Annotated in this window: 5 protein-coding genes; all 5 read right to left on the reverse strand. The window is 71.6% G+C overall.

The genetic code is table 11. From position 1 onward, the window contains the following. Positions 1-33 precede the first annotated feature (33 nt). Positions 34-1,425 carry a 2-isopropylmalate synthase gene (locus tag ACIQFU_RS14170; RefSeq protein ID WP_007388122.1) on the reverse strand — a complete coding sequence of 464 codons (1,392 nt, stop codon included), beginning with the start codon at positions 1,423-1,425 and terminating at the stop codon, positions 34-36. 61 nt (positions 1,426-1,486) lie between these two features. Further along, positions 1,487-2,935 carry a pyridoxal phosphate-dependent aminotransferase gene (locus ACIQFU_RS14175; RefSeq protein WP_054101443.1) on the reverse strand — a complete coding sequence of 483 codons (1,449 nt, stop codon included), beginning with the start codon at positions 2,933-2,935 and terminating at the stop codon, positions 1,487-1,489. Between the two features lie 83 nt (positions 2,936-3,018). Further along, positions 3,019-4,146 carry a 3-isopropylmalate dehydrogenase gene (gene leuB, locus ACIQFU_RS14180; RefSeq protein ID WP_264334041.1) on the reverse strand — a complete coding sequence of 376 codons (1,128 nt, stop codon included), beginning with the start codon at positions 4,144-4,146 and terminating at the stop codon, positions 3,019-3,021. Between the two features lie 57 nt (positions 4,147-4,203). Beyond that, positions 4,204-5,502: an enterochelin esterase gene (gene fes, locus ACIQFU_RS14185; RefSeq protein WP_054101444.1), complete on the reverse strand. Its 1,299-nt coding sequence runs from the start codon at positions 5,500-5,502 to the stop codon at positions 4,204-4,206. A gap of 62 nt (positions 5,503-5,564) precedes the next feature. After that, positions 5,565-13,406: an amino acid adenylation domain-containing protein gene (locus ACIQFU_RS14190; protein WP_402551405.1), complete on the reverse strand. Its 7,842-nt coding sequence runs from the start codon at positions 13,404-13,406 to the stop codon at positions 5,565-5,567. Positions 13,407-13,415 lie beyond the last annotated feature (9 nt).

Consider the following 13,415-nt stretch of genomic DNA (forward strand, 5'->3'; position numbering starts at 1 on the left):
GGCGGGGCGGGGTGTCGCCTCTCGGGGCCCGGCTCAGGCGGGGTGGGCGGCCGGCGCCTTCGTGAGCCCCTCCTCCAGCTCCTGGGGGGTCAGTTCGCGGCCCAGTTCGTTGGCACGGGTCAGGAGCTGCTGGACGGCCTCCGGGGACAGCTCTCCGGGGTCGCGGCCGCTCAGCATGCAGGCCAGCCGCACGGAGCTCTGGCCGCTCCAGGGGCTGACGGCCACGGAGGGGCTGCCGCCGATGGCGGCCGGGTCCACCGCGGAGTACACGGTGCGCGACATCTCCCGCAGCCGCGCCTCGAGTTCGGGCGCGTGCGCCTCCCGGGCCCGGTCGGCGAGATGGTGGGCCTTGAGGATGGCGTCCGTGTGGATGCCGGACGAGGTGTGGCTGTAGCGCTTGCCGAGCACACCGTGCTCCGGGGGCTCCACGCCCACCATCTCCTGGTAGCAGGTGATCAGTTCGAGCAGCCGCGACATGTCCCACGGGACGGTCAGGCCGGCCTCCGCCTGGATCGCCGCGAAGTTGAGGACGATCTCCTCCAGGGAGGCGTTGCCCGAGCGCTCGCCGACGCCCCGCGCGACCACGTGGACCCGGTTCGCGCCGGCCGCCACCGCCGCCATGGCGTTGCCGAGCGCGTTGCCGGTGTCACGGTGGCCGTGCCAGTCCACCTGCATGTCCGGCACGCCCAGCGCGTCGAGTTCGTCGCGGACGAAGCGGATGATGCGGTAGGTGCCCAGCGGCCGGATGACCCCGATGGTGTCGGCGAGGGCGACGATGTAGGCGCCGCTCTCGACCTGGGTGCGGGTGATCGCCCGCAGGTCCTCGGGGGTGGTCTGGGTGGTGTGTTCGGTGCCCGCGATGACGGGGATCCCCATCTCCACGGTCTTCTTGATGAACGTCTCCATCCTGGTCAGGACGAAGTCCAGCCCCCAGCCCTGGACGAGGCGTCTCGACGGTGCGCTGCCCATGAAGACGACGGACTCCAGCGCGGGGTGGATCTCCTTGCACTCGACGGTCCACCGGAGGGATTCCTCGGTGCACATGGAGAGCACGGAGGGCACGATGCCGGGCAGTTCGTCCCGCATCCGGGCCAGCAGCTGCTTCATCCGCTCGTTGATCCGGTCCGCGTTGCCGGGATAGATCCCGACCGTCGCGTGCCGGATGCCGAAGGCGTGGAGCAGGTGCAGGTAACGCATCATGTCGTCGACCCGCGGGTATCCCGATATGCCCTGGAGGCCGTCACGCAGGCACTCCGACAGGACGTGGGCTCCGGCGACCTGGGAGGCGAGCGGCTCGCCGGGCATGCTCGCCGGCAGCGGCGTCAGCGGGCTCGGGTCCCGGTTCCAGTTGAAGTTGACGGGGACGTCGAGGGAGTCGATGTCGTCCGCGGTGCTGTCGGTGTGTCCGTGTGCGTCCTTCTGCATGGTCTCTCCGTTTCGGAAGATCTCTTGCCGTCGACGACGCGCCGAAAGGCGGTGCGCGGGGTCAGTCCATGACGACCGGGTGAATGCCGACCGAGAAGCGGATGTAGTCGTCGGAATAGCCGAAGGTGGATCCCGGAATACCGGCGATCCCGGTCTTCTCCAGAACCGAGAAGCAGTCCTCACCGGCCTTGAGGCGGCACCAGAGGTAAATGGTCGCGTCGTCGTCCGTGTGAATGTTCTCGAAAAGGTGGTGCTCCTCGTCCAGCAGGCGCAGTTGCGCGCGCAGACGGGCACGGCGCAGCCGGTAGAGACCGCGGATCTTCTCCACCAGCTCGGGGCGCCGGGCGAACAGGGTGTGGTACGCCATGAAGCGCAGCTGCCATTCCCCGGGCAGGCAGCTCACGCTGTTCATCCAGCTCGGTCGCATGGCGGCGGACAGGTCCGCGTCTGCGAACACGGCCCAGCCGAACCGGTCTCCGGTCAGACTGAACGTCTTGGAGAAGCTGTTCACGTAGATCAGGCGGTCGGCGGCTCCGGGCACCGAGGACAGCGCCCGCATACGTGCCTCGTCCTCGGCGGGGCGTCCGGTGCCGATGTAGGCGAGGTCGGCCAGGACGTGGACGGGGTGGCCCCGGTCGGCGGAACGCCGTACGGCCTCCATGAGGGCGGTCAGTTCGCCGGGCGTGTACGCGAGGGAGGTCGGGTTGTTCGTCACGGTCAGGTAGAAGACCGTGACGTCCGGGTTCTCCCGCAGGTGCCGGGTGAGTCGCTCGTCGGTGAGTTTGAACCTCTCCTCGGCCGTGGTGTGCACGCGGTGCAGCCGGTATCCGTAGGTCTCGGCCTGCAGTTCCGGCATGTTGAAGCCGGGTGCCGCGAAGAGGAGTGCCCCGGGTGACTCGTTCCGGCGCCGGGCCGAGGCGGCCAGCCCGCGGAAGATCTTGTCGATGCAGTCTCCCGCCCCCAGGCCGAGCGCCACCTGCTCGGCGGTGGCGCTCACGCCCCACCGCGCCATGTCGGCGGCGAGCCGGCCGCGCAGCAGCGGGTTGCCGACCCCTTGGATGTCGTAGATCCGCGGGTCGTACCCGGCGTCGAGGAGGTCGCGTTCCTCGTCCGCCATCCGGTCCCGGAGCCACTGGTAGCCCTTCCCGGAGGCGGGCCGGCCGTGCAGGTCCTCGCCGGGCAGGGCGATCCCGAGTTCGTCGGCGAGCAGGCGGTAGTCCCGGGGGCCGCCCTCCTCCCCGTCGCATTCGTCGATCAGCCGCACGTTGACGTCGCCGATGGTCCGGTTGACGATCTCCAGCCGGACGGCGGCCGGGTCGAATCCCCGGTCCACGCACTCCCGTTCGAGGTCCGTGATCAGCCGGGCCATGACGCGGATGGGGGGTTCGGCCCCGTCGGCCGGGACGGACCGGTGGCGCCGGACCAGGTCGCGACGGGCTTCCCGGACGGCCGGGCGTTGTGCGCCGAGGCCGGTCGGGACGGCCCGGGGGGCGCTCTGTGACGTGGTCATGCGTGGGGGACTCCAGTCGTCTGTTCGTCGTGTGCCGCACGCGTACGGCGGGGCCGCGAGATGTCCGCCGGGGGCGGTGGGGGTCAGGCGGAGGCCGAGCGCACCCGGTCCGTGATGCGGCGCCCCATCTCCCGGGTACCGACGACCGTGCTGCCGGGCTCCACGAGGTCGGGGGTCCGCAGGCCCTCGCCGATCACCGCCTCGACGGCCTCCTCGACGGCGGCGGCCTCCCGGGTGAGACCCAGGGAGTGCCGGAGCAGCATCGCGCCGGAGAGGATGGCGCCCACCGGGTTGGCGCGGTCCCGGCCGGCGATGTCGGGGGCGGAGCCGTGGATCGGCTCGTACAGCCCGAAGGTGCCTGCGGCCGTGCGCCGGGTCCCGAGGCTCGCGGACGGCAGCATGCCGATGGACCCCGTCAGCATCGACGCCTCGTCGGTGAGGATGTCGCCGAACAGGTTCTCGGTGACGACGACGTCGAACTCCGACGGTGTTCTGATCAGGCGCATGGCGCAGGCGTCGACCAGCATGTGCTCGTACGCGACGGTGGGGTGCTCGGCCGCCACCCGCTCCACCACCTCGCGCCACAGGACGGAGGAGCTGAGCACGTTGGCCTTGTCGACCGAGGTGACCTTCCGCTCCCGCCGCAGCGCGATCTCGAACGCGGCGCGCACGACGCGTTCTATCTCCTCCTCGGTGTACAGGAGGGTGTCCACGGCTTCGGTGCCGTGCGGTGCCCGGCGGATCTCGCTCGGCTTGCCGGGCACGGACTCCAGGCGTCCGTAGTAGAGCCCGGCCGACAGTTCCCGCACGAAGAGCAGGTCGGCGCCCTTGAGGTGCTCGGGCTTGAGCGAGGACGCGCCGTACAGGGCCTCGAAGGGCCGTACGGGGCGCAGGTTGGCGAAGAAGCCGAACTCCTTGCGCAGGCGGAACAGGGCCTCCTCGGGCCGGGGCCCGGCACCGCGGTCCGTGCCGGGCGGCAGGCTGCCGATGGCGCCGAAGAGGATCGCGTCGCTCTGGCCGCAGACCTCGAAGGTGCTGTCGGAGATCGCGGTGCCCTCGGCGGCGATGGCGTCCAGGCCGACGCGTCGCCTGTGGACCGTGAAGCGGTGCCCGTAGGTCTCCTCGACGGCGCGCAGCACCGCCAGTGCCTGGTCCGTCACCTCGGGGCCGACACCGTCGCCCGGCAGCACGGTGATCGTGGCTGCACTCATCTGGTTCACCTTTCGCGTGCGTTCTCGGTGCTTTCCGGCCGGTGTGCGGAATGCGCCTTACCGGCCGGGGTGGAAGGAGCGCAGCCGGTCGACGACGGTGCCGCGCCAGCAGACCATGTCGTGGCCTCCCAGGAATTCGCTGAAGTCGACCTCGTAGCCCTTCTTTTCGAGGGCTGCCACCATGTTCCGGTGGCTCGTCATCGGGTCGTGGTCGACGATCGAGCGCTCAAGGCTTCCGATGTCCATGGAGAATCGGATCGGGAGTTTCGGCGACTCCTCGAACCGCCGGGTCAGCCATTCCTCCTCCTTCTCCGGTACGTCCTTTCCGGGCCACCAGTACGACCCCGACTGGGAGATGACGCAGCCGAAACGCTCGGGAGCGCGGTGGGCGGCGTACATCGCGGCCAGCGCGCCGAAGCAGGAGCCGCCGACCACGGTCTTCGCGGGGTCCGAGGTGATGTGGTAGTTGGCGTGGACCCAGGGCATCAGCTCCTGGTTCAGGTACGCGTTGAACGGGTCGTGGCAGGTCAGTTCGCGGGCGCGGATCTCCTGGTCCTCGTTGGTGTGCATGACCAGGACGTACGGGGGGATGCGGCCGGCGTAGAGGAGGTTGTCCATGACGGTCGTGATGGCCGCGAAGTTGTAGTAGGACCACCCGTCGAAGAGCAGGAAGACGTGGTACTCGTCGCCGTCGTCGGTGTAGCCGGGCGGGGTGTGGACGCTGACGTGGTGGCGGGTGCCGAGGACGGCGCTGTCCATGGTCTGCATCCTGCTGTGCCCCTTCGGCACGCCGCGTCGCGGGATGTTCCACGGCTGCTTGGGCGCTGCGGGCAGTTCCAGCACCGACACCCGGAACCGGTCGCGGTCGCCCGTGAGCGTGTACTCGCGGGGGTTGAGGGGGTCGGGCTCGTACTCGGGCAGACGGCGCAGCACCTCCGCGTACGACTCGAAGGGCTCCATCGGGTCGTTGACCGAGAGCAGGTACGTCGTCCGCAGCCGGGAGGGCATGAGGGAGGACCGGTACCAGAGGTCGGTGCCCGGCATCCGCTGCATGCGGAACTCCCTGAGGTCGCCGCTCGGCGCGCTGCAGAAGAGCACGATGACGTTCTCGGTGTCGCCCGGGTCCCGCCACAGGAAGGTGACCAGGGTCAGGGACGCGTCGTCGGTCGGCTCCATCAGGGGGGAGCCGGTCTCGGCGGCCTCCTTCCAGAACTCCTCGACGGCCTCCTGGTTCCCCGCCTCGACGGCCGACGCGAGGGCGGCGATCCGGGGGCTGGTCATGGACGTCTCGGCCGCGAACGGCGCCTCGTCCCCGGGCGTCTCCCGGTCCGGGGCCGCCGGCTGGGCTGCGGACATGGTCTTCGTCTCCTTGGGCCTGGCGGGCGCGCGCCGCCGTGCACGGTGCGCGCCGGCGATTCTCAGAGCAGGTCGAACAGTTCCGCGGCGTCCGCCTCCGCGTCGTCGCCCTCGTCGACGCTCTGGTCGATGACCCGGGCGAGCGCCTCCACCGTCCGGTTCTGGAAGACCGAGGTGAGCATGAGCGTGATGCCCCACCGGTCCTGCACCTCGGTGGCCATGGAGGCGACGAGGAGGGAGTGGCCGCCGAGGGCGAAGAAGTCGTCCCGGACGCCGACCCGTTCGAGGTCGAGGAGCCTGCCCCACAGTTCCGCCAGGACCCGCTCCGTCCCGGTCGTCGGCGCGACGTAGGTGTCGTCGGCCCGGGTCTGCCGGACGACGTCGGAGAGCGCGGGCAGGGCCTTGCGGTCCACCTTGCCGTTGGCGGTGAGGGGGAACTCGTCCAGGGCCACGAAGTAGGCGGGCACCATGTACTCGGGGAGCCGTTCGAGCAGGGCCGCCCGCAGTTCCTCGGGGCCGGGCCGGTCCGCGGCTCCGAGGTCGGGCCGCCAGGTGACGAAGGCCGTCAGCCGCTTGTCCGCGGCGGTGACCTCGTGGACGACGACCAGGCAGGAGCGGACGGCCGGGTGTTCGGCCAGGACCGCCTCGATCTCCCCGATCTCGATGCGGTAGCCGCGGATCTTGATCTGGTGGTCCTTGCGGCCCACGTACTCGATGGCGCCGTCGGGCCGGTAGCGGGCCAGGTCACCGGTGGCGTAGAGGCGCCCTTCGCCGAACGGGTCGGCGACGAAGCGTTCCGCGGTGAGGTCCGGGCGGCCCAGGTAGCCGCGGGCCAACTGGACGCCTCCGATGAACAGTTCGCCGACGACGCCGTCGGGCACCGGTTCCATCGCGGAGTCGAGGATGTACAGGCGGGTGTTGGCGACGGGGTGGCCGATGGGGACGGTGGCCGGGTCCGGCGTGTCGTCGCACTCCCAGAAGCTGACGTCGACCGACGCCTCGGTGGGCCCGTAGAGGTTGTGCAGCCGGGTGTCCGGCAGGGTCCGCCGGAACTCGTCGCGCACCTCGGGCGGCAGCGCCTCGCCGCTGCACATCACGTGCCGGACGCCCCGGCACCGGTCGGGGACGGTCGGCTGCTGGAGGAAGGCCTGCAGCATCGAGGGCACGAAGTGCAGCACGCCGATGCCCTCCCGTTCGATCAGGTCGGCCAGGTAGGCCGGGTCCCGGTGGCCCTCGGGGCGGGCGAGGTGCAGCTGCGCCCCGGTGATCAGCGGCCAGAAGAACTCCCAGACCGACACGTCGAAGCCGTACGGGGTCTTCTGCAGGACCCGGTCGTCCGCCCCGAGGCCGTAGGCGTCCTGCATCCACAGCAGACGGTTGCAGATGCCCCGGTGGGACAGCATCGCGCCCTTGGGTCGGCCGGTGGATCCGGAGGTGTAGATGACGTAGGCCAGACCGTCGGGGTGCGCGGTGAAGTCCAGCGGCTCCGTGCCGGCGTCGGGCCACGAGGTCTCGTCCTTGCCGAGTTCGAGCAGGCGGACACCGGCCGTGCCGCCGTCGGCCCCGTCGGCCCCGTCGGCCCCGTCGTGTCCGGCGTGTCCATCACGTTCGGCGTGTCCGGCGTGTCCGGCGCTCAGGAAACCGGCCGCGTCCCGGGTGTCCGGCTGGGTCAGGACGAGCCGCACCCCGGCGTCCTCGGCCATGTAGGCGAGCCGTTCCCCGGGGTGGTCCGGGTCCAGCGGGACGTAGGCCCCGCCGGCCTTGAGGACGGCGAGCAGTGACGTCACCAGGTCGAGGGAGCGCCGCATGCAGACCCCTACGCGGGTCTCCGGCCCCACCCCCAGGTCGCGCAGGGTCCGGGCCAGCCGGTCGGCCCGCCGGTCGAGCGCGGCGTAGGTCAGGTGCCCGTCCTCGTGGGACAGGGCCACGCGGTCGGGCGTGCGGCGGACCTGCTCGGCGAAGAGGCCCTGGAGGGTGGCGGGCCGCAACGCGGCCGGGTCGTCGGTGGCGTTGCGCTCCCGCAGGATGTGCTCGCGTGTCCCGTCCGTCAGCAGCGGCAGCCGTGCGACGGGCGTGCGCGGTGCGGCCAGGGCGGCGGCGAGCAGGGTGCGCAGGTGTTCTTGCATGCCGGCGACGGTGTCCCGCTCGAAGAGGTCGGTGCTGTACTCGAAGGTGCAGCTCAGCCGCCCGTCGCGCCGCTGGATGCTCATGCCGAGGTCGAACTTGGCGACGCCCACGCCGTCGTCGGTCACGTCGTGGATCCAGGCGGGCTGCCGGGAGTCGGGCAGGTCCTCGAAGAGCTTGTCCAGCCCGGTGAACATCACCTGGAAGACCGGGCTGTAGCTGAGGCTGCGTTCGGGCTTGAGCTCCTCGACGATGCGGTCGAAGGGGACCTCCTGCCGGCTCTGCGCCTCCAGGAGCTTCCAGCGCACCTGGTCGAGGACGTCCGCGAAGTCGGGGTCGCCCGCCAGGTCCACCGAGAGCGCGACGGTGTTGACGAGGAACCCGATCATGGGTTCGGTCTCGACCCGCCCGCGGCCCGCGACGGGGATGCCGATGACCACCTTGTCCTGCCCGCTGTAGCGGGAGAGCAGGACGGCGAAGGCGCTCAGCAGGGTGACGAAGTCCGTCGTCCGGTGCTCGACGCTCACCGTGCTCAGCCGCTCGCCGAGGTCCGCGGGGAGGGCGGCGGTGAGGTTGGCACCGCGGTAGCGCTGCACCGCCGGGCGGGGGTGGTCGGTCGGCAGCGAGATGAGCGCGGGCGCGTCGGCCAGTTGCTCCTTCCAGTAGTCCAGGTGCGGCCGCAGGCGTTCCTCCTCCAGCCACTGCCGCTGCCACACCGCGTAGTCGGCGAACTGGAGGGCCGGCGGCTCGGGCGGGGTGGCGCCGGGGTCGCCGACGAGGTCGTGGAGCCGCAGCAGCTCGTCGTTGAGGAGGCCCACCGAGTAGCCGTCGAAGACCGCGTGGTGGGCGCTGAAGGCCAGCAGGGACTCGTCGCCGGGCAGGTGGATCAGCAGGGTGCGGAAGAGCGGCCCGCGGGCGAGGTCGAAGGTCTCCAGCCACAGCTCGCGGGTGACGGCGCGCACCGCCTCCGCACGCCGCTCGGGCGGTTCGGCCGACAGGTCGGCCTCGTCCAGGACGACGGTCCCGGTCGGGGCGATCTCCTGCCAGACCCGTCCTCCGCTCTCCCGGAACGTGGTCCGCAGCACCTCGTGGCGCGTGATCAGCGCCGCCAGGGCCCGCTTCAGCCGAGCGGGGTCCGTCGGCCCGTCCCGGTGCAGCAGCCAGCCCACCGTGTAGAGCGGGCTGTCCGGGACCAGCCGGTCCATGTACCACAGGCGCTGCTGGTCGAAGGTGGCCGGGACGGGCTCGTCGCGGGGCACGGGGACCAGGTCGAGCGCGGGGTACGGCTGCCGTTCGCGGAGCAGGCGGTCCACTTCGGCGGCGACCTGGGCGAGGGCGGGCTGTTCGAACAGCACCCGCACCGGCAGGTCGACGCCGAACGTCTGCTGGACGCGGGCGGTCACCTTCACCGCGAGCAGCGAGTGCCCGCCCAGGGTGAAGAAGTCGTCGTACACGCCGACGGCGTCGTGGCCCAGCACGTCGGACCAGATGTCCGCCAGCCTCGCCTCGGTCGCGGTCCGGGGCAGCGAGGCCGCGTCAGGGGCGGGCGCCGTGCTCTCGTCGGGCAGCGGCAGGGCCCGGCGGTTGAGCTTGCCGTTGCCCGTCAGCGGCAGTTCGCCGAGGGTGACGAAGGCCGAGGGCACCATGTACGAGGGCAGTTGCTCCTTCAGGTGGGCCCGCAGCGTCTCCTCGAGGCCCTGGGCGGCCGCGGGGTCCCCGGCGCTCCCGGGCGCGGGCACCACGTAGCCGACGAGCCGTTTGCCGGTGCCGTCCGGCTGGGCGAGCACCGCGCAGTTCGCCACCAGCGGGTGCTGTTCGAGTACGGCCTCGATCTCGCCCAGTTCGATCCGGAAGCCGCGGATCTTCACCTGGCCGTCGATGCGCTCGATGAACTCGATGTTCCCGTCGGGGAGGTAGCGGACCAGGTCGCCGCTGCGGTAGAGGCGTCCGCCCGGCTCGCCGCCGAACGGGTCGGCGACGAAGTACTCGGCGGTCAGGTCGGGGCGGTTCAGGTAGCCGCGGGTCACGCCCGCACCGCCGATCCAGAGCTCGCCGGGCACGCCGGGCGGTACGGGACGCAGGTAGGGGTCGAGGACGTAGAACCGGGCGTTGGTGATCGGCCGGCCGATGTGGATGAGGTCCAGGTTCTCGTCGGTGCGCGTGCCGGTGGCGAAGATCGTGGTCTCGGTCGGCCCGTAGACGTTGAAGAAGGTGCGGCCCGGTGCCCAGCTCCGGATGAGGTCCGCCGAGTACGCCTCCCCGCCGACGACCAGGGTGCGCAGCCGGGGCAGCGGGTCGTCGGTCGGCAGCGTGGCGAGGGCGCCCGGTGTGAAGTTCAGGCTCTCGATGGCCCGCTCGGAGAGGATCTTCTGCAGGTCGGCGCCGATCATACGGGTCCCGGGTGCCGGTATGTGCAGCGTGCCGCCGGTCACGAGCGGCAGGACGATCTCCCAGACGGAGAAGTCGAAGCTGGTGGAGGCGACCTGGAGGACGTTCTGCCGCCGGTCGAAGCACGGGTGGCGGCGGATCCACGGCAGCACGTGCTGGAGGTTGCGGTGCGCGACCATGACGCCCTTGGGACGGCCGGTCGATCCCGAGGTGTAGATGATGTAGGCCAGGTTCCGCGGGCTCACCTGCGCCGGCGGCGCGGTCCTCGGTCCGGATGCCACGGCGGCCCAGTCGGTGTCCAGGCACAGCGGCGCCGGGGCGCCGTCGGGCGGCTCGGGCAGCCTCGGCAGCAGGTGGCGCTGGGTGAGCATCAGGCGCAGCCGCGAGTCCTCCACGACGTACCGCATGCGGTCGAGCGGGTAGCGGGGGTCGATGGGCACGTAGGCGCCGCCCGCCTTCAGGATGCCGAGCAGACCGACGATGCCCTCCAGGGAGCGGTCCAGGCACAGCCCGACGAGTACGTCGGGGCCGACACCGCGGTCACGCAGCCAGTGTGCGAGCTGGTTGGCGCGGGCGTCGAGTTCGGCGTAGGTGAGGTGCCCGTCCTCGTGGACCACGGCCACCGAGTCGGGGGTACGGCCCGCCTGTTCGGCGACCAGGTCGTGCAGCAGGACGTCCTCGACGGGCGCGGTGGACTCGCTGCTCCACTCGTTCACCGCCCGGGCCAGCTCGGTGTCGGTGAGCAGGTTCACCTGGCCGAGGCTCTGGTCGGCCCCGGTCACCAGCTCGCGGCAGAGCTGCTTGAGGTGCCCGATCATCGCCTCCACCGCGCGGCCGTCGAACCGGCGCGGGTCGTGGAGGAGGTTGATGCCGAGGCGCTCGCCCACCGTGATCACGGCGTTGAGCGGGTAGTGGGTCTGCTCCTTCGAGCCGAGCGCCTCCAGTCGCAGGGCGGCCCCGGCGTCGGTGTCCTCCTCGGGGTAGTTCTCGAAGACGAACAGGGTCTCGAAGAGGGGCGTGCCGGTGGGCATGCCGCTCCAGCGCTGGACCTCGCTCAGCGGGCTGTACTCGTACTGCCGCATCTCCAGGCTCTGCTCCTGCAGTTCCCGGAGCCAGTCGAGCACGTTCCGCTCCGCCGGCATCCGCACCCGCAGCGGGAGTGTGTTGATGAAGAGGCCGACCATGCCCTCGACGCCCTCGATGTCCGCCGGGCGTCCCGAGGCGACGGTGCCGAAGACGACGTCCTCGCTCCGGGCGTAGCGCCCCAGCAGCAGTGCCCAGCAGCCCTGGAGGACCGTGTTGAGGGTGAGCCGGTTGCGCAGGGCGAAGTCCTGCAGTGCGGCGGTCTCCGCCTCGTCGAGGAAGTCCTCCGCCCAGCGGTGGGAAGCCGGCTCGTCCGGTGCCGCGGTGCCGCCGTCGGACGGGGTGCCCAGGTTGAGCAGGGTGGCGTCCTCGACGTCCTGGAGGGTGTGGCGCCAGTAGTCCTCGGCCTGTCGGAGGTCCTGCTCGCCGAGCCAGGCCACGTAGTCCCGGTAGGGCCGCGGCGCGGGCCTGTCCGCACCACGCCCCTCCAGCAGCGCCCCGTACCACCGCACCGCGTCACCCAGGACCAGGCTGATGCTCCAGCCGTCCAGGATCGTGTGGTGGGCACTCCACACCAGCTCGTACCTCTCCTCACCGGTACGCGCCAGCAGCATCCGCCACTGCGGGGCGTCCTCCGGCCCGAAGCCCCGCGCACGGTCCCCGGCCAGATACGCCTCCAGCCGCTCCCCCTGCTCCTCGACGCTCTCCTCCCGCCAGTCGGCCACCTCCAGCGGAACCGGCAGATCCGCCCAGACCAGCTGGAACGCCCGGTTGTCCCCGGCCGTCCCGAAGCCCGTCCGCAGGATCGGATGCCGCCGCATCACCTGCGCCCAGCTCTCCCGGAACACCCCCACGTCCAGGTGCTGTTCGATGCGGAAGTGGTTCTGGACGTGGTAGAAGCCCTCGCCCCGGGCGTACTGGCTCTGGAACCACATCCCCTGCTGGACGGGGGTCTGGGGCAGGCAGTCCTCCAGGGGGCGGGCGGTGGTGGCACCCTGCCACGCGGGGTGCTCGCGCAGACCTGCGACCAGGTCGTCCACCTGTTTCTGGTCGAGACCGGAAAGCTCCAGGTCGGAGGGCGTGTAGCCCTGCACGTCCGGACGCCGGGCCTCGACGGTCAGCGCGGAGAGCACGCCCAGCGTCCGCCCGGCCACCTCCCGGATCGTCTCCTCCCGGTGCGCGGACGGACTGTAGGTCCACTCCATGTGCAGCCGGCCGTCCCGGACATGACTCACCACGTCGATCAGATACGGCCGACGGTTCACCGGGGAGGTGTCGTAGCCGGCCATGCCCAGGGAGTCCGCGAATCCGCCGGCGAAGGTGCCGTCGAACCGGCCCAGGTAGTTGAAGCTGATCTGCGCGGCGGTGGCCGGGTCGATGCCCGGGGCGACGCCGGAGGGCCCGTGGGTGAGGAGGCCGTGGCCGATGCCGTGCCGGGGCCGGGCCCGCAGGAGTTCCTTGATCTCCTTGAGCCCGTCCGCCGGACGGTCCGCGGCGGGCACCGGCAGGTCCAGCGGCGAGATCGTGGTGAACCAGCCCGTCGTCCGCGACACATCCGTGTCCTCGAACAGGTCCTCCCGCCCGTGCCCCTCCACGTCCACCCGCACCCGGCCGCCCCCGGACCAGCCACCCACCGCCGACGCCACACCCGTCAGCAACGCGTCGTTGACCCGCGTCCCGAACACCGCCGGCACATCCCGCAGCAGCGCCCGCGTCTCCGCCTCACCCAGCACCACCTCGACGACCCGCCCGCCACCGACGGTGTCGTCCTCGCCCGGACCGTCCATGGGCACGGGGTGTACGGGCGGGGCCGTCTGCGTCTGCCAGTACGGCAGTTCGGCCGCGGTCGTCCCGCTGCCGGCCTCCTCGGCCAGCCGGGCCGCCCACTGCCGCCACGAACTCGTCTTCTCCGGGAGTGCCGGGTCCTCACCCCGCCGGACCTGCCCGCACAGGGTTTCCAGATCCTCCAGGATCACCCGCCAGGACACCGCGTCGACCACGAGGTGGTGCGCGACGAGCAGCAGGCGGGGGGCGCGGCCGTCCTCCAGGCCGGTGAACAGGACGGCGCGCAGCAGCGGGGACCGGGACAGGTCCAGGCCCGCCTGGACGGCACCGGCGACCTCCAGCAACCGGGCCTCGCGCGCCTCCTCGGGGTACGCGGACAGGTCCTCGGCGTGCCACGGGACCTCGTCCGGTACGGGGGTCAGTTCCGCCTGCCAGGTGCCGTCCTCCTGGAAGAAGCGGGTACGCAGTCCGTCGTGCTGCTCCAGCACCCGGCGCACCACCGTCCGCCACTGCTCCGGCGACAGCCCCGCCTC

Source organism: Streptomyces sp. NPDC093065 (assembly GCF_044754585.1).
In the GTDB taxonomy this organism is placed as follows: Bacteria; Actinomycetota; Actinomycetes; order Streptomycetales; family Streptomycetaceae; genus Streptomyces.